Origin of the sequence: Streptomyces sp. NPDC055966 (assembly GCF_042269865.1) — a bacterium.
GTDB lineage: Bacteria > Actinomycetota > Actinomycetes > Streptomycetales > Streptomycetaceae > Streptomyces.
In genome coordinates this window covers 289,081-305,448 of the sequence record NZ_JBHJYK010000013.1, presented here as the reverse complement: position 1 = coordinate 305,448, position 16,368 = coordinate 289,081, and the positions used below count along the sequence as shown (strand labels likewise).

Below are 16,368 nucleotides of genomic sequence, written 5' to 3'. Positions count from 1 at the left end.
GTGCGCGCGTTCTCCGCGCGCACCGGCCGCCGTCGTCGTGGTCGAGACTCTTCTCCCCCGTCGGGGCCGACTCAGTTCCAGCCCCGCGAGTCCTGCTTGAGGGCGGTGTCGACGGTGAGGGCCGTCGCCACCACGAGGCTCAGCAGCGGCTCGGGCAGCTGGTAGTGGATCTGGAGGACGTAGTTGTCCGCGGTCGTGAACAGCGTCTTCGCGAGGCCTTCCCAGGTCTTGGTGATCCGGGCGACCTCGTTGTCCGCGTGGTCGACGATCGCGAAGTTCCAGGCCCGCCAGTTCTCCGCCTTGATCGCGCCGACCTGCTGGCCGTTCGCGTTCATCGCGAAGTTGATCTTCCCGATCGCGTTCTGCTGGACGATCTCGCCGACGACCGAGCCGTCCGGCCGCGACACCACGACCCGGGACTTCAGGAACTTCGCGGGCCGGGTCAGCAGCAGCTGCGGCTGGCCGTAGGCGTCACGGATCTCCAGCTTGTGGGTCATGAACTGGTCGAGGCTGGAGACGAAGCGCAGGATCTTCTTGAGCACGCCCTGACCGACCTCGGTCACCGCGCCGATCTCGCGGCCGTTCTGGTCCATGACCTTGTACTCGTTGGTCACCTCGACCAGCTTGGCCTTCTGGTTCACGACCAGGACCGGCTCGGTGAACACGGTGCCGCCGCCGGGGCCGCCCGCCTGGACCCCGGCCTGCTGCTGCACCTGACGCTGCACCCTGGCGTCGGCCCCCTGCTGCGGGACCTGGCCCGCGGGTGCCTGGGCGGGGTTGGTGTGCTGGGTCCACTGCGTGCCGTCCCAGTAGCGGAGCGTCTGGGGCGCTCCGTGCGGATCCGGATACCAGCCGGCAGGAGTGTTCGATTGCGTGGTCACCGGGGCACACTACCCTGATATGACCGGTACCTGACCAGCCCGCACGGAGCGGTGTTCATCGGTCGTTCACTCCGTCGCGAGCGCCGGGTCGCTGACGCCGGGCCGGCCGTTCTCGACGTGGCCGGCGAAGCCGCGCAGGAAGGCCGGGTCGCCCTCGCAGGTGACGGTCACGTCGTACCAGCGCCTGCTCGCCGTGAGGTCGACCGTGTGCCGTACGGTCGCGCCGGGCCGTACGGACACCGTGGCCGGGTGGCCGCCGTAGCCGCTCGTCACCTTCAAGTGCGCCGTGCCGGAGCCCCGGTTGGTGAAGGTGAGTTCCAGGTGGTCGCCCGCGGTCCGGGCGGTCGCCTCCGGCCCGGCGGCCTTGCCCTTGCCCTTGAAGACGCGCAGGAAGCCGTTGGGGCCGTGCACCGTGAGGTCGTGGGAGCCGCCGGAGTAGACCGAGTTCCAGGCGTCGGAGAGGGTCTTGCCGGCCTCGGTGGTGTAGGTCCAGGGGCCGTCGGTGCGGTTGCCGGAGGTCACGAGGAAGGCCGCGCCCGCGTGCGCCCCCGAGGCGAACGTGAGCGTGATCTTGCCGGTCCCGGCGTCCGACGAACCGTCCACCACCGGCGCGTACTTCAGCGGGCGGGTGGGCCGGTGACCGCGCTCCTGCTTCGGCAGCGAGGGGGTGGCCGGGGGCTTCGGCACGTAGTCCGGGTGGCGGTTGTGGTCCGGCGGCTGGTAGCCGGCCGTGGACGGCAGCGCGACCGGCTTGGTGTCCTTGCGGGAGAAGTCGAAGGCGCTGGTCAGGTCGCCGGTGACGACGCGCCGCCAGGGCGAGACGTTCGGCTCGTGCACCCCGAAGCGGCGCTCGATGAAGCGGATGATCGAGGTGTGGTCGAACGTCTCGGAGCAGACGTAACCGCCCTTGCTCCACGGCGAGACGACGAGCATCGGCACGCGCTGGCCGAGCCCGTACGCGCCCGCGACGTGCCCGGCGTCGCCCTTGAACAGGTCGAGCGAGGCGTCCACGGTCGACTTGCCCTGCGCGGCGGAGGCCGGCGGGAAGGGCGGGACGACGTGGTCGAAGAAGCCGTCGTTCTCGTCGTAGGTGATGAACAGCGCGGTCTTGCCCCAGACTTCAGGGTTGGAGGTGAGCGCGTCCAGGACCTGGGAGACGTACCAGGCGCCGTAGTTGGCCGGCCAGTTGGGGTGCTCGGTGAAGGCCTCGGGGGCGACGACCCAGGAGACCTGCGGCAGCTTGCCGGCCTTGACGTCGGCCTTCAGCTGGTCGAAGAAGCCCTCGCCCTTCTTCGCGTCGGTGCCGGTACGGGCCTTGTCGTAGAGCGGGTCGCCGGGCTTGGCGTCGCGGTACTGGTTGAAGTAGAGCAGCGAGTTGTCGCCGTAGTTGCCGCGGTAGGCGTCCTGGATCCAGCCCCAGGAGCCGTTCGCGTCGAGGCCGTCGCCGACGTCCTGGTAGATCTTCCAGGAGACCCCGGCCTTCTCCAGGCGCTCGGGGTACGTCGTCCAGCCGTAGCCCTTCTCGTCGTTGCCGAGGACCGGGCCGCCGCCCTGGCCGTCGTTGCCGACGTAACCCGTCCACATGTAGTAGCGGTTCGGGTCGGTCGAGCCCATGAACGAGCAGTGGTAGGCGTCGCAGAGCGTGAAGGCGTCGGCGAGCGCGTAGTGGAAGGGTATGTCCTCGCGCTTCAGGTACGCCATGGTCGTGGTGCCCTTGGCCGGCACCCACTTGTCGTACTTGCCGCCGTTGAAGGCCGCGTGCGTGTCGTTCCAGCCGTGCGGCAGGTCCTGTATGAAGGCGAGGCCCAGGTCGTCGGCGTCGGGGTGGAAGGGCAGGATGTCCTTCGTGCCGTCGGACTGCTTCCAGACCGACGTGCCGTTCTGCGCGACCGAGCGGGGGTCGCCGAAGCCACGGACGCCGCGGAGCGAACCGAAGTAGTGGTCGAAGGACCGATTCTCCTGCATGAGGACGACGATGTGCTCGACGTCCTGCACGGTCCCGGTGCGGTGGTGGGCGGGCAGGGCGGCCGCGCGCTGGATGCTGCTGGACAGCGCGGTGAACGCCGTGGTGGCGCCCGCGAGTTGAAGGAAGCGGCGCCGGTTGACTTCGGCCATGGGTGTTCGGGTCCTCTCGTCCTGACGTACGTGATGCCGTCGCGTGGTCGTCATGCTGTCGCGCGAATGACGGAATCTGCGCGGAGCGAGTGTTCCAAGAGCAACAAACGTCAGGGAAGGGTCTGATGGCGCCCATGTGAAAGTCGGCGGTCCGAGAGGTGCTCCGCCGGTCATGGTCGGCTGGGACCATGACCGGCGAACAATGCCGAACTACTCGGACATATCGGTCAGATCGACCGAGCGAGGCGGTCGGCGAGCAGCTTCGCGAAGCGCGCCGGGTCGGCCAGGTCCCCGCCCTCCGCGAGCAGCGCGGTGCCGTACAGCAGCTCGGCCGTCTCGGTCAGCTCCGGGGCGTCGGCGCGCTCCTCGTGCGCCGCCCGCAACCCGCTGACCAGCGGATGCCCGGGATTCAGCTCCAGGATCCGCTTGACCGGCGGGAGTTCCTGGCCCATCGCCTTGTACATCTTCTCCAGCGCCGGCGAGATGCCGTCGGCATCGCTGACCAGGCAGGCCGGCGAGCTGGTCAGGCGAGTGGTGAGCCGTACGTCCTTGACGTCGTCCAGCGTCTCGCCCAGCCAGGTCAGCAGGCTTGCGTAGGTGCCGGACTTCTCCTCGGACAGCTCCTCGTCCTCACCCGCGGGCAGGTCGACGGCGCCGCGCGCCACGGACTGGAACTCCTTGCCGTCGTAGGCGCGCACCGCGTCCACCCAGATCTCGTCCACCGGGTCGGTGAGCAGCAGGACCTCGTACTCCTTGGCCTTGAACGCCTCCAGGTGCGGGGAGTTCTCGACCTGGGCGCGGCTCTCGCCGGTCATGAAGTAGAGCTTGTCCTGGCCGTCCTTCATCCGGGAGACGTAGTCGGCGAGACTCGTGGGCTCGTCGCCGGCGGTGGTGGCGAACGAGGCGATGTCGAGGATGGCCTGATGGTCCTCGCTCGCGTCGAGCAGCCCCTCCTTGACCGCGGGGCCGAACTCCCGCCAGAACGTACGGTACTTGTCGGCGTCGTTCGTCATGAGGTCCTTGACGGTGGACAGGACCTTCTTGGCGAGGCGGCGCCGGATCAGCTGGATGTGCCGGTCCTGCTGGAGGATCTCGCGGGAGATGTTCAGCGACAGGTCGGCCGCGTCCACTACGCCCTTGACGAACCGCAGGTGGGACGGCAGGAGTTCACGGGTGTCGTCCATGATGAACACGCGCTTGACGTACAGCTGGATGCCGTGGCGGGCGTCGCGCTGGAACAGGTCGTGCGGGGCGCGTGCGGGAAGGAACAGCAGCGCCTCGTACTCGAACGTGCCCTCCGCCCGCATCCGGATCGTCTCCAGCGGGTCGGTCCAGTCGTGGCTGATGTGCCGGTAGAACTCCCGGTACTCCTCGTCCGCGACCTCGGAGCGCGGCCGCGCCCACAGGGCCTTCATCGAGTTGAGGGTGTCGTCGCCCATCCGGATCGGGAAGGCGATGAAGTCCGAGTACCGCTTGACGATCTCCCGGATCTTCCACTCGTCGACGTAGTCGTGGAGGGCGTCCTCCTCGTCCGCCGGGCGCAGGTGCACGGTGACCGCCGTGCCCTCCGGGGCGTCCTCGACGGTCTCGATGGTGTAGGTGCCGCCGCCGTCCGACTCCCAGCGCACGCCGGTCTCCTCACCGGCCCTGCGGGTGAGCAGGGTGACCTTGTCGGCCACCATGAAGACGGAGTAGAAGCCGACACCGAACTGGCCGATCAGTTCGGCCGATTCGGCGCCTTTCTCGTTCCCGTTCCCGGTCCCGTTCCCGCTCTCCTTCTCCTTCGCCTTCTCCTTCATCCGGCGCAGCGTCTCGGCCGTACCGGAGCGGGCGATGGTGCCGATGAGTCCGACGACGTCGTCGCGGGTCATGCCGATGCCGTTGTCACGCACGGTCAGCGTGCGGGCGTCCTTGTCGGCCTCGACGGCGATGTGCGGGTCCTCGACCCGCAGGCGGTCGTCGGTGAGGCCGGCCAGGCGGCGCTTGTCCAGGGCGTCGGAGGCGTTGGAGATGAGTTCCCGCAGGAAGATGTCCTTGTTCGAGTAGATCGAATGGACCATCAACTGCAGGAGCTGGCGCGCTTCGGCCTGGAACTCCAGCGTCTCGGTGGTCATTGCGTCGCTTCTCCTCACATGATGTGCGCACGTGCGGGAGCGCCCCGCATCGTGGGACAGGGGTGTCCTGTCAGTCCTCGATCCAGCCGTGCCGCCGGGCGAACAGGGCCAACTGCCGTCGCACGGCGATGATCTGCTGCCCCGTCAGATCGGGGACGGAGGTCAGCAGCAGCTCCGTCACCTCGCGCGTGTACTCGGCCGAGCCGAGCACGTCGCACATCGGCTCCTGCCCCTCCCCGGCAGCCCCGGAACCCGCCGGAGCCGCGGAAACGGCGGAAACGGCTGGAGCCGCTGGAGTCCCGGCGGCGCTCTCGGCCGGCTGCGCCGACGGGGCCCCCTGCTCCTGTGCGAGCCGGACGGAAGACGCCTTCAGCCCGCGCCCGCCGTTCTCGATCTCGAATTCCACCGCCAGCCCCGAGCGCACGGACGACTCGGGAATCAGCAAGTCGTTCACATGCAGGAAAACGTCTTCTCCGCCCTGCTCCGGCGCGATGAAGCCGTACCCGCGCATCCCGTCGAAGCGGATCACCCGACCGACAGCCATCCACAACCCCCCACACTCACTCAGCCACACCCAACCCTCGTACTGCCGCCCAGCGTACGCGATGTGACAGGCGGCACGGGCGGTGCGGGCACCGCCACGACGCAGGGTGTTTCCGCCAGACGGAAGGAGCGTTGCGGCCCCGGGAGACGCTCCTCGACGATGCCGTCACGACGACAGACGGGAGCCGGCTCGATGCCCCATGTAACCGCCTTCGCAAGGAACCAGTGGTACGTCGCCGCCCACGGCCACGAGGTCGGGCGCGAGTTGCTCGGCCGGACCGTCCTCGGCGAGCCGCTCGTCCTCTACCGCGCCGAGGAGGACGGCGGCCCGGTCGCCCTGCACGACCGCTGCGTCCACCGCCGCTACCCGCTCTCCGAGAGCGGTCTGGACGGCGACCGGATCGTCTGCGGCTACCACGGCTTCACCTACGACCGCACCGGCACCTGTGTGTACGTGCCGGGCCAGAAACGCGTTCCGCGCACCGCCCGCGTCGCCTCCTACCCGGTGGTGGAGCAGGACTCCCTGGTCTGGGTGTGGATCGGCGACCCGGCACTCGCCGACCCCCGAGCCGTGCCGCGGGCCCGGCACCTCGACTCCCCCGGCTGGGTCACCGTCCGGGGCATGGAACCGATCGCCGCGGACTACGGCCTGCTCGTCGACAACCTCCTCGACCTCTCCCACGAGACCTATCTGCACGGCGGCTACATCGGCACCCCGGAGGTCGCCGAGACACCCATCACCACCGAGGTCGACGAGGCCGCGGGCATCGTCCGGGTCAGCCGGCACATGGACGACGCCGAATGCCCGTCGTTCTACTCCCGCTCCACCGGCCTCACGGGCCGCATCAGCCGCCGGCAGGACATCGAGTACCACGCGCCCTGCCTGTATCTGCTGCACAGCAGCATCGCGCCGGTCGGTGCCGAACCCGGGCCGGACGGCAGCGACCCGCACGGCTTCCGCACCGAGATCACCTACGCCATCACCCCGTCCACGGACGGCGCGGTGTACGACTTCTGGGCGGTCTCCCGGAACTGGGCGACCGACGACCCCGAGGTGAGCGAGTTCCTGCGCACCAACAACCACACCGTGGTGATGCAGGACGTGGACGCCCTCAACCTCCTTCAGCAGACGCTGAGTTCGGAACGTGCCGGCGGCCAGGAGCTGAGCGTCAACATCGACGCCGGCGGTCTTGCCGCCCGCCGCATCCTCGCCCGGCTGGCCGAGGAGGGCGCCACACCGGTGGAGAAGGTCCGGTGATGCGGCGGTGGACGCCGGCGCACCCCGAGGGGCACGCATTCCGGAAGGACGTACGGTGACTGAGTTCGAACTGGTCGTGACGCAGCGGGAGTTCGCGGCGGACGGGGTGCTGTCGCTGACCCTGCGGCACCCGCTCGGGCGGCACCTGCCCGCCTGGGAGCCCGGCGCCCATGTGGACCTGCTGCTCGGCCCGGAGCTGGAACGGCAGTACTCGCTGTGCTCGGACCCGGCGGACCGCTCCGCGTGGCGGATCGCGGTGCTGCGCGAGCCAGACGGCCGGGGCGGATCCGCCCGCGTGCACGACGAGTTGGACACGGGCGGCACGGTCCGGGTGCGCGGGCCGCGCAACCACTTCCGGCTGGAACCATCCCCCCGCTACCGGTTCGTCGCGGGCGGCATCGGCATCACCCCGATCCTGCCCATGCTCGCCGCGGCCGAGGCGGCGGGCGCCGAGTGGTCGCTGCTGTACGGCGGCCGGACCCGCGCCTCCATGGCCTTCACCGCGGAACTCGCCCGCTACGGCGAGCGGGTGACCCTCGCCCCGCAGGACGAGACGGGCCTGCTCGACCTGGCCCCGGTCCTGTCCGAGGTCCGGGTCCGCGACGACACCCTGGTGTACTGCTGCGGCCCGGGACCGCTCCTGGACGCCGTCGAGGCCCGCTGCCCGGCCGGGCGGCTGAGGGTCGAGCGCTTCCGGGCCGCCACGGCCCGGCAGGCGGACGCCGCGGCGGAGTTCGAGGTGGTGCTCGCGCGCAGCGGCCGTGCCCTCACGGTGCCCCCGGAGGCATCGGTGCTGGACACGGTGCGGGCCGCCGGGGTCGAGGTGCTGTACTCCTGCACCGAGGGGACCTGCGGTACCTGCGAGACGGATGTGCTGGAGGGCACCCCCGATCACCGGGACTCGGTCCTCGGCGAGGAGGAACGGGCGGCCGGTGACACGATGATGATCTGTGTGTCCCGGTGCCGGGGCACCCGCCTGGTACTGGATCTGTGAAACCGCACAGGAACAGCGACGTCAGCGAGCTGCGAACTCGGCGGGGCCGTCAAGAACGTCGTCGTCCTGCCCGTCGGCGTCAGCAGACTGGCCCCGACCCGGCGCCGCCGGTGACCTGAACGCCGGCGGTGCCGGGTCAGTCCTGGGGCGGGGGTACGACCGTGAGGTGGGCCGCCGTACCACGTGCGCGGCGCGGGCGGCGCACGGGGGCCGCGGGGCGGCGGGCGTCGCGCAGGACCATCGTCAGGCGCCGGTAGCCGACCTCCCGCAGGGCCTGCGGGGTCTCGTCGACGACCCGGCACTCGGTGGGGCCCCGGCGCAGGTCGGGGTGGTGCAGCAGCCGGACGGCGCCGTCGAGCCGGGTGGCGGACTCGCCGACCGCCCGCATCCAGTGCGGCAGGCCCTGCCGGTAGGCGGCCTCCATGATCGGGTCCTGGGCGATGTCCCGGCGGACCGCCTGGAGTTCGTGGTCGTGGCCGTACGTCTCCAGCGCGGTCCTCAGGTGCGCCAGCATCGGCAGGCACCAGCCCGGCTCGTGCTCGCCGAGGACCTCGGCGGCGTCCGGGTGGAAGAGCACGAACCGCAGGAAGTTGTCCCCGGGCATGGCCGTCGGATGCGGGCGCACTCCGCGAAAGAGCGTGGCGTACGCGCCGTTGGCCATGACCACGTCCCAGCGGTGGTCCACGACCAGGGAGGGCAGGGCGAGGGACTCCAGCAGCACCGCGTAGTCCTGGAGGTACGCCTGGGTGTCGCACGCATCGGGGACGGGCCGCGGCGCCGGCCGCTGCCCTCCTGCCTGATGTGCCATCGGGAGGTCACCCCTCTTGCCTCTGCGGCCTGACGCGGCCCCTGCGATCCTGCGACCCCGTCCTGTGGGATGTCAACTATCGTGGCATTTCCTGCCTGTTGACGGCTGAAATTCGCCACAGTTGTGGCGACACCTGGATGTGAGTTCGAGGCACCGGCTACTCTCCGGGAACATCACGGCGACCGCTCACGAGAAGCCGGGAAGGCCGGACGCATCCGGGAAGCACGGACGCATCGGAAACCCTCGAGAGACGTAGGAGTTCTGTCGGTGACGGATGGCTACGAGGATCCGGGCGCCACGGCGACCGCCCAGCTGCCGGCCGTCGTCGCCCGCGTCACCGCGCTCGCCGACCGACTCGGTGTGCCGCACGCCGAGGTCTTCTGCGTCGGACGGCTCTCCGTGGCCTGCGGTGTGCCCGAGCCGGTGGTCAGGGCCCTGCTCAGCGGACGCCCCGCCGGCGAACCGGACGTCCAGGCACGCTTCTTGCAGCGGCTGGGCCTGCTGCGCCGCACCCGGCTGAAGCCGGGCGGCCGCAAGTACACCCAGCAGGAGATCGCCGACGGCGCGGGCATGTCCCGGCAACAGGCCGGCGCCCTCATCAACGGCGACCGCCGGCCCACCATGGAGCACTGCGACGCGCTCCAGCGCTTCTTCCGGGTGCACGCCGGCTTCCTGACCGCCGAGGATCCCGAGGCGCTGGCGGGTGCGCTGCAACGCACCGAGCAGGAGCTGCTGACGAAGCTCGCGGACCGGGAGCGGGCCGCCGCCTCGGCCGCCGAGGACCCGCTGGAGCGGCTGCTCCAGGACCACGGGGTGCGCGGAATCGCCTGGCGGGCGGCGCAGTTGCCGACGGACCAGCACCGGGACAAGGTCGCGGAGTGGCTGGACATGCTCCTGGAGAGCGTCAAGCGGCCCGAGTCCTGAACCGGGCAGGACTGCCGGCGTCGGCAGGGACATGCGCAGGCTGCGCGAGGAGATGAGCCTGCGCCGCGGTCGCCCGGTCCACGTCCGTGCGGCCCCTTGCCCGTCCGGTAGGGCGAGCGGGCTGTGGCTGGATCAGGCCGCGCTCCGGGCCGTGGTGCAGCGGGGCGCCGCTGGCAAGTGCCGTACCGGGCTGGCCGGTTCGGCCCGGCCGGCCCGGTGCACCGAGGTCCCGCGTCCCGGGGAACACGGGGTCCGGACTGCGCCGAGCGGGCGATCCGGGGCGCAGCCGGAGGGCGTTGTCAGTGGTGGGCGGCAAGCTGGTGGTGTGCGCCCGCCGCGGGGCGCAGACCGCGACGCCTATCCGGGGAGAGCCGACCGATGCCCACCGCCGTACTGACCGACCGTGAGCGCACCGCCGTACAGGCCTACCTGCGGCTGCTGCATACCGTCCGCGCCGCCTTCGACGGCCCGCCGGACGGCGGCCGGCCCGCCGTGGTGCCGCCCGCCGTGCTGGCCGAGGCCGAGCAGGCCCTGGCCCGGGCGGGCCTCACGGGCAACGAGCAGGAGTTCTTCCGCCTGCTGCGCGACTGGTGCCCGCCCGCATGAGCGCGCACCGGGCCGGGCGGGCGCCTCCCCGGCGTCACGGGTGCGGTACGACCACGGAGGTGGCCACGAACCCGTCCCGTACGGCCCACCGCCCGTCGAAGGCCTGGAGTCTGCGGCCGCCGACCCGGGGGCCGGGGACGAGGAGTTCGGCGTGCAGGGTGCCGCGGTCGCCGCCGTCCGGGTCCGGGTGCAGGGTGATGTCGGCCTCGGAGAAGTCCAGCCACAGGCGCGTGAGCGGGAACCACGCCTTGTAGACGGACTCCTTGGCGCTGAACAGGATCCGGTCCCAGTGCACGCCGGGCCGCCGCGCGGCGAGCAGGGCGAGCCGCCCGGACTCGGCGGGCAGGAAGACGGAGTCGCCGACGCCCTCGGGCAGCGGCCCGTGCGGCTCGGCGTCGATACCGACGGAGGCCAGGTCGCCGTCGCGGGCGAGCACGGCGGCGCAGTAGCCGTCGCAGTGGGTCATGCTGCCGATCAGGCCGGCCGGCCAGACCGGGGCACCCCGCTCACCGCTGACGACGGGCTGCGCGGGCACACCGAGCTTCTCCATGGCGCGCCGGGCGCACCCGCGTACGGCGGCGAACTCACGGCGGCGCTTGGTCACCGCCCGCTGGACGAGCGCCTCCTCCTCGGGAAAGAGCGGGGCGTCCCACAGCGGGTCGTCACGGTGTGCCTCCACGACCACGACCGACTCCGGGAGCAGCTCCTCGATCACCGGCTTCGACCTCCATCGGCAGGATACGACGCAGCCTGCCCGGGGAGTCCGAACGCTTGCGCCACTCACGGGGATAGCCCACCGAGACCTCCACGAAGCGGACTCCGTCGTGCCAGGTCGTGCGGGGGATGTGCAGATGACCGTAGACCATGGTCGCGATCGGGAACCGGCGGTGCCAGTCGGCGGTCAGCGTGGTGCCGCACCACATGGCGAACTCGGGGTGCCACAGGACCTCGGTGGGGTGCCGGTGCAGCGGGTAGTGGTTGGCCGGGACGACGGGCAGACCGTCGGGGAGCGCGGCGAGCCTGCGCTCGGTCTCGGCGACCCGGGCCCGGCACCAGGCGTCCCGGGTCGGATACGGGTCGGGGTGCAGCAGGTACTCGTCGTTGCAGACGATGCCGGTGCTCTGCGCGTAGGCGAGGCCCTCGGCCTTGGTGTCACAGCCGGCCGGCAGGAACGAGTAGTCGTACCCGAGGAACAGCGGGGCGACGGCGACCGGGCCGCCCGGCCCCTCCCACACCGGGTAGGGGTCCTCGGGGGTGACGACGCCCAGCTCGCGGCACATGGCGACCAGGTGCTCGTAGCGGGCGACGCCGCGCAGGGTGACGGTGTCCTTCGGGTGGGTCCACAGGTCGTGGTTGCCCGGCGTCCACAGCACCTTGCGGAAGCGGCTCGCGAGCGTGCCGAGGGCCCAGCGGATGTCGGCCACGGTCTCGGCGACGTCACCGGCGACGATCAGCCAGTCGTCGTCGCTCGTGGGCCTCATGCGCTCGACCAGGGCGCGGTTCTCCGGATAGGTGATGTGCAGGTCGCTGATGGCCAGCAGCTGTCCGGCCCCGGCCGTCGACTCCACCCCGTGCCCCTTTCCGATCATCGTCCGCCTCGACCACAAGAACACATTCCCGGATCCGGGACAAGGGGGTCACGGGCCCGGCGGGGTGGCTCTAGGGGGTTCCGGAATCCGTAACCCCGGCGTTGCACGAGCGGGCGCTTGAAAGCCGTATGATCGCCGCAACACCGTCGCCCCAACTTCCCCTTTTCGCAGGGGCTGTTCGGTGTCCCTTCCTTCCTTCTGCCCGGGCACGGGCCGCTCCGCCCTGCCCGGAAACCCGAAAGGCGGCCTGCATGCTCTCTCGCGTACGCGTCTGGCTCAACCGCACGTACGCGGAGAACGTCTTCTTCATGGAACAGCTGCGGAGAAATCCCAGCGACCGGGCCGTGGAGATCCATGCGACGCACGGGGACCCCGACTCCCCCGTGCTGGCCGCCGCCGACACCGCCGACCTCGAACCGGAGGGCCTGTCCCCGGCCGCCTACGTCGAGTACGCCCTCGACCAGTGCGCCCGGCGCGGCATCGACGTCTTCGTGCCCCGGCTGCACCAGGCGGCGATCGTGGCGCACCGCGCCGACTTCGCGGCGGCGGGCACGGCGCTGCTGGCGCCGACCCCGGAGGCGGTGGCCGTGTTCGAGGACAAGGCGACCGCGTACGAGGCCGTCCGCTCGGTGGGCGTCCCGGTACCGCCGTGGTGGCGGGCCCGTACGGCCGACGAACTCCTCGCCGCTGTCGAGGAGTTGGAGTCGGCCGGGCACAAGGCGTGCTTCAAGCCTGCCGCCGGTGCGGGCGGAGTCGGCTTCCGGGTGATCACCCGCGCCCCGTTCTCGCTGACCCACCTCGCGGGCTTCCCCGGCCCGTACGTGCAGCTGGACCTGGTCCTCGAAGCACTGCGGCGGGCGCAGGAGCCGGTGGACTGGCTGGTGATGCCCCGGCTGGAGCAGCCCGAGGTGTCCGTCGACGTCCTCACCGGGCCGGACAACCGGGTGCGGCTCGCGGTGGGCCGCACCAAGAACGGCCGTCGGCGCGGCTTCACCCTGGACGAGCGCTGGCTGGCCCCGGCCCGGCTGATCGCGGAGGGCTTCGGGCTGCACCACCTTTCCAACATCCAGTTCCGCATGTACGGCGACGAGCCGGTGCTGCTGGACGTCAACACGCGGCCGGCCGGGGGCCTGCACCAGCTGTCCCTGTGCGGGGTGAACGCCCCCTGGGCCGCTGTGCGGTTGGCCCTCGGCGAGGACCCGGGCGTGATCGAGCCGCCGTTCCTCGGGCAGGACTACACGGTGGTCTCGGGACCCCGCCCGCTGATGCCCACGGCGTTTCCGCGGCAGAGGCAGGCGTCGGAGGAGGCCGAGGTGGTGTTGCCGGTGGCCCCGTTGCCTGTGCAGGCGGCTTCGGCGGCGGAGGTGCTGCCGCTCTAGGCCGACGCCGGGTGCGGGTTGTTCGTGGTTGATCGCGCGGCCCCCCGCACCCCTTGGGGGTGCGGGGGCATCCGTGTCTCAGCGGCTCACGGCCAGCCGCAGTGTCCGCACCTCGAAGGGGCGCAGCTGCACCGGTACGGCGTTCCCGTCCGTCTCGGCCGTGGTGAGCGGGCGTTCCAGCAGGTCGGTGATCTCGGCCCCGGCCAGCGGGAACCCGGCGCGCAGGACGCCGCTCGCGCGGCCGCCCCGGGACTCGTAGAGGCGGACCACCACGTCGCCGGAGCCGTCGTCGGCGAGCTTGACCGCCTCGACGGTCACGCCCTCGCCCTCGGCGGAGACGACGGGCTCGGGCTCGCCCGCCGAATCGGCCACGCGCAGCGGGAGGTTGAGGGCGTAGCCCTCGGCGACCGCGTCCTCGATGCTCGCACCGGGCAGCAGCGCGTAGGTGAAGCGGTGGCGGCCCTGGTCGGCCTCGGGGTCGGGGACGCGCGGGGCGCGCACCAGGCTGAGGCCGACGGTGGTGGTCGTGCCGCCGTCCTCGCGGACCGTGCGGGTGACGTCGTGGCCGTAGGTGGAGTCGTTGACGAGCGCGACGCCGTAGCCGGGCTCGGCGATGTGCACCCAGCGGTGGCCGGGGACCTCGAAGCGGGCCGCCTCCCAGGTGGTGTTGGTGTGGGTGGGCCGCTGGACGTGGCCGAACTGGATCTCGGCGCTGGAGTGCGCGGCGCGCACGTCGACGGGGAAGCCCGCCTTGAGGATCTTCTCCGTCTCGTGCCAGTCGAGGTCCGTCTCGATGTCGATCCGGGCGCTGCCGGCACGGACGGTGATCGTCTGGGTGATGCGGGAGCCCTTGCCGAAGGTGCGGACCACACGGATCGCGCCGACCAAGGGGGTCTGCTCGACCACGGTGACCGAGTCGGGCTCCAGCAGGTCGGTGTAGCGGTTGCGGTAGTGCTTGTCGATGTCCCAGGCGTCCCAGTAGTTGGGGAGGTCGGTGTGCAGGCGGAGGAGGTTGCCGGGGCCGGCGAGGACTTCGCGGTCGGATCGTAGATCGTATACAGAAGACAGTGTTCCGTCTTCTGTCACCTGTACACGGACGATTCCATTCTGCATACACCGCCCGCTCACCGTCACCGGCTGCGGCGGCTCGGACGGAACCAGGGGCGCGGAGCCGTTCGCGGGCACCTGTACGTACACCGGTGCGCCCTCCGGTGTGCGGACCACCTCGGCGCGGTCGCGGGGGCTCGTGTTGAAGACGCGGGGCGCACCGGTGCCCAGGGCGGCGACGGCCTCGCCGGTGAGCGCCGTCAGCTCCTGTGCCACCCGGGCGTACTCGGCCTCGGCCTCGCGGTGCACCCAGGCGATGGAGGAGCCGGGCAGGATGTCGTGGAACTGGTGCAGCAGGACCGTCTTCCACAGCCGGTCCAGTTTCTCGTACGGGTAGGTGTAGTCCGGCGCGTGCAGGGCGGCCGTGGTGGCCCACAGCTCGGCCTCGCGCAGCAGGTGTTCGCTGCGGCGGTTGCCCTGCTTGGTGCGGGCCTGGGTGGTGTAGGTGGCGCGGTGCAGCTCCAGGTACAGCTCGCCCACCCAGACCGGTGCGTTCGGATACTCGGCGCGGGCCTTGGCGAAGAAGGCGTCCGGGTGCTCGATCTCGACCTTCGCCGAGCCCTCCAGGTCCTTCAGGCGGCGGGCGCGTTCCATGATCTCGCGGGTGGGGCCGCCGCCGCCGTCGCCCCAGCCGAAGGGGGCGAGGGAGCGGGTGGCGCCGCCCTTCTCGGCGTAGTTGCGCACGGCGCGGGACAGTTCCTCGCCGCTGAAGCGGGCGTTGTAGGTGTCGATGGGCGGGAAGTGGGTGAAGATCCGGGTGCCGTCGATGCCCTCCCACCAGAAGGTGTGGTGGGGGAAGGTGTTGGTCTGGTTCCAGGAGATCTTCTGGGTGAGGAACCAGTCGTTGCCGGCGAGGCGGGCCAGCTGCGGGTAGGCGGCGGTGTAACCGAAGGAGTCCGGCAGCCAGACCCCCTTGGTCTCGATGCCGAAGTGGTCCATGAAGAACCGCTTGCCGTGCACGAGTTGGCGGGCGAGGGCCTCGCCGCCGGGCAGGTTGCCGTCGGCCTCCACCCACATGCCGCCGACAGGCGCCCACTGGCCCTTGGCGACGGACTTCTTGATCCGCTCCCACACGTGGGGGTAGTGGTCCCGGACCCATTCGTACTGCTGGGCCTGGGAGCAGGCGAAGACGAACTCCTCGTACTCGTCGGCGAGCGCGGTGACGTTGGAGAAGGTGCGGGACGTCTTGCGCTTGGTCTCGCGGATCGGCCACAGCCAGGCGGAGTCGATGTGCGCGTGGCCGACGCCGGACAGGATGTGCGCGCTGGCGTGGGCGGGCTTGGCGAGCACCGGCTTCAGGGCTTCGCGCACCACGGTCGCCGAGCCGGCGACGTCGTCCAGGTCGAGCAGGTCCATGGCCCGGTCGAGGGCGTGGGTGATCTCGTGCCGGCGCGGGTCGTGTTCGCCCAGCTCCCGCATCAGTTCGCGCAGCACCTGGAGGTCGAGGTCGAGGTGCCAGACCTCCTCGTCGAGGACGGCGAGGTCGGCGCGGCGGAATGTATACAGTGGACGGTCGCCTGCCGTCCGTACGTCGCCGAGCGGGGTGGGTGCGGTGAACTCGTTCGCGAGGATGTCCGGGTTGGAGGCGGCCTCCACCAGATACTCGACGACTTCCCCGCCGGCGGCCGGCCGGGCGACCGGCACGTACTGGTTGAGCGGGTTGACCGCCTTCAGCGGGGTGCCGTCGGTGAGGTGGACGAGCGCCTCGGCCTGGTTGCCGGGCCAGTCGCCGACGAAGCCGAGGTCGATGACGGACTCGACCCGCCGGCCGGCCCAGTCGGCGGGCACCTCGCCGCGCATCCGGAACCAGGTCGTGCCCCAGGGCGGGCCCCACGGGGTGTCCATGGCGAACGGCGCGTACGGGGCGGCGGCGGCCTCCTCGAAGGGGACCGGTTCCCCGGGCGCCTGCCAGGCCGCGACCTCGAAGGGGACGCGGGCCGCGTAGATCGCGGGCTTGATGCGCTGGTCGTGGAGGCGGGCGACACGTTCCTCGATGCGGCGGCGTTCGTCGTGCATGGCGGTCTCCAGGAGGGAGAGGCGAGCAAGGGGG

13 protein-coding genes are annotated in these 16,368 nt (G+C 71.3%); 5 read left to right on the top strand and 8 right to left on the bottom strand.

Features of this window, described 5'->3' with window-relative positions; all coding sequences use genetic code 11:
• Nucleotides 1-71: 71 nt before the first annotated feature.
• The 4 genes from ACFC8N_RS27460 to ACFC8N_RS27445 all read right to left on the bottom strand — a co-directional run bounded on the left by ACFC8N_RS27460 (nt 72) and on the right by ACFC8N_RS27445 (nt 5,654).
• Nucleotides 72-881: a phospholipid scramblase-related protein gene (locus ACFC8N_RS27460; protein ID WP_356025461.1), complete on the bottom strand. Its 810-nt coding sequence runs from the start codon at nt 879-881 to the stop codon at nt 72-74.
• A 66-nt stretch (nt 882-947) separates the two neighbouring features.
• Nucleotides 948-2,996, bottom strand: a complete 2,049-nt coding sequence (locus ACFC8N_RS27455; protein WP_356025463.1) for a phosphocholine-specific phospholipase C — start codon at nt 2,994-2,996, stop codon at nt 948-950.
• A 227-nt stretch (nt 2,997-3,223) separates the two neighbouring features.
• Complete coding sequence (gene htpG / locus ACFC8N_RS27450; RefSeq protein ID WP_376290661.1) at nt 3,224-5,110, bottom strand: molecular chaperone HtpG; 1,887 nt, start codon at nt 5,108-5,110, stop codon at nt 3,224-3,226.
• Nucleotides 5,111-5,180: 70 nt separating this feature from the next.
• On the bottom strand, nt 5,181-5,654 hold the full coding sequence (locus ACFC8N_RS27445) for a cold-shock protein (protein ID WP_376290688.1): 474 nt from the start codon (nt 5,652-5,654) through the stop codon (nt 5,181-5,183).
• A 192-nt stretch (nt 5,655-5,846) separates the two neighbouring features.
• On the opposite strand from ACFC8N_RS27445, the gene ACFC8N_RS27440 reads away from it, so the two are divergent.
• Together ACFC8N_RS27440 and ACFC8N_RS27435 are read left to right on the top strand one after the other, a co-directional pair.
• Nucleotides 5,847-6,911, top strand: coding sequence for a Rieske 2Fe-2S domain-containing protein (locus ACFC8N_RS27440; protein ID WP_376290659.1), 1,065 nt, complete (start codon nt 5,847-5,849; stop codon nt 6,909-6,911).
• Between the two features lie 55 nt (nt 6,912-6,966).
• Entirely contained in the window at nt 6,967-7,905 is a 939-nt protein-coding gene (locus ACFC8N_RS27435; protein WP_376290657.1) for a PDR/VanB family oxidoreductase, read from the top strand.
• 136 nt (nt 7,906-8,041) lie between these two features.
• Here ACFC8N_RS27435 and ACFC8N_RS27430 read toward each other — a convergent pair whose 3' ends face one another.
• Nucleotides 8,042-8,713 carry a hypothetical protein gene (locus ACFC8N_RS27430; RefSeq protein WP_376290654.1) on the bottom strand — a complete coding sequence of 224 codons (672 nt, stop codon included), beginning with the start codon at nt 8,711-8,713 and terminating at the stop codon, nt 8,042-8,044.
• 267 nt (nt 8,714-8,980) lie between these two features.
• On the opposite strand from ACFC8N_RS27430, the gene ACFC8N_RS27425 reads away from it, so the two are divergent.
• Complete coding sequence (locus tag ACFC8N_RS27425; protein ID WP_356025473.1) at nt 8,981-9,637, top strand: helix-turn-helix transcriptional regulator; 657 nt, start codon at nt 8,981-8,983, stop codon at nt 9,635-9,637.
• 378 nt (nt 9,638-10,015) lie between these two features.
• Nucleotides 10,016-10,243: a hypothetical protein gene (locus ACFC8N_RS27420; RefSeq protein ID WP_362823538.1), complete on the top strand. Its 228-nt coding sequence runs from the start codon at nt 10,016-10,018 to the stop codon at nt 10,241-10,243.
• Between the two features lie 34 nt (nt 10,244-10,277).
• On the opposite strand, the gene ACFC8N_RS27415 is transcribed toward ACFC8N_RS27420, so the two are convergent.
• Nucleotides 10,278-10,958 (bottom strand): 4'-phosphopantetheinyl transferase, encoded by a 681-nt coding sequence (locus tag ACFC8N_RS27415; protein ID WP_376290651.1) that lies wholly within the window; start codon nt 10,956-10,958, stop codon nt 10,278-10,280.
• Nucleotides 10,906-11,811, bottom strand: coding sequence for a metallophosphoesterase family protein (locus ACFC8N_RS27410; RefSeq protein WP_376290649.1), 906 nt, complete (start codon nt 11,809-11,811; stop codon nt 10,906-10,908). Before ACFC8N_RS27410 ends, ACFC8N_RS27415 begins: the two co-directional genes overlap by 53 nt.
• A gap of 272 nt (nt 11,812-12,083) precedes the next feature.
• On the opposite strand from ACFC8N_RS27410, the gene ACFC8N_RS27405 reads away from it, so the two are divergent.
• Nucleotides 12,084-13,211 (top strand): ATP-grasp domain-containing protein, encoded by a 1,128-nt coding sequence (locus ACFC8N_RS27405; protein WP_356025479.1) that lies wholly within the window; start codon nt 12,084-12,086, stop codon nt 13,209-13,211.
• 78 nt (nt 13,212-13,289) lie between these two features.
• Here the strand turns inward: ACFC8N_RS27405 and ACFC8N_RS27400 are convergent, their stop codons facing one another.
• Nucleotides 13,290-16,334, bottom strand: a complete 3,045-nt coding sequence (locus ACFC8N_RS27400) for an alpha-mannosidase (protein ID WP_376290646.1) — start codon at nt 16,332-16,334, stop codon at nt 13,290-13,292.
• Between the last annotated feature and the right edge of the window lie 34 nt (nt 16,335-16,368).

Bases quoted from the DNA above. Each gene is read 5' to 3' on its own strand.
- ACFC8N_RS27400 (WP_376290646.1), bottom strand. From the start codon at position 16,334: ATGCACGACGAACGCCGCCGCATCGAGGAACGTGTCGCCCGCCTCCAC.
- ACFC8N_RS27405 (WP_356025479.1), top strand. From the start codon at position 12,084: ATGCTCTCTCGCGTACGCGTCTGGCTCAACCGCACGTACGCGGAGAAC.
- ACFC8N_RS27455 (WP_356025463.1), bottom strand. From the start codon at position 2,996: ATGGCCGAAGTCAACCGGCGCCGCTTCCTTCAACTCGCGGGCGCCACC.
- ACFC8N_RS27420 (WP_362823538.1), top strand. From the start codon at position 10,016: ATGCCCACCGCCGTACTGACCGACCGTGAGCGCACCGCCGTACAGGCC.
- ACFC8N_RS27445 (WP_376290688.1), bottom strand. From the start codon at position 5,654: ATGGCTGTCGGTCGGGTGATCCGCTTCGACGGGATGCGCGGGTACGGC.
- ACFC8N_RS27430 (WP_376290654.1), bottom strand. From the start codon at position 8,713: ATGGCACATCAGGCAGGAGGGCAGCGGCCGGCGCCGCGGCCCGTCCCC.
- ACFC8N_RS27440 (WP_376290659.1), top strand. From the start codon at position 5,847: ATGCCCCATGTAACCGCCTTCGCAAGGAACCAGTGGTACGTCGCCGCC.
- htpG (WP_376290661.1), bottom strand. From the start codon at position 5,110: ATGACCACCGAGACGCTGGAGTTCCAGGCCGAAGCGCGCCAGCTCCTG.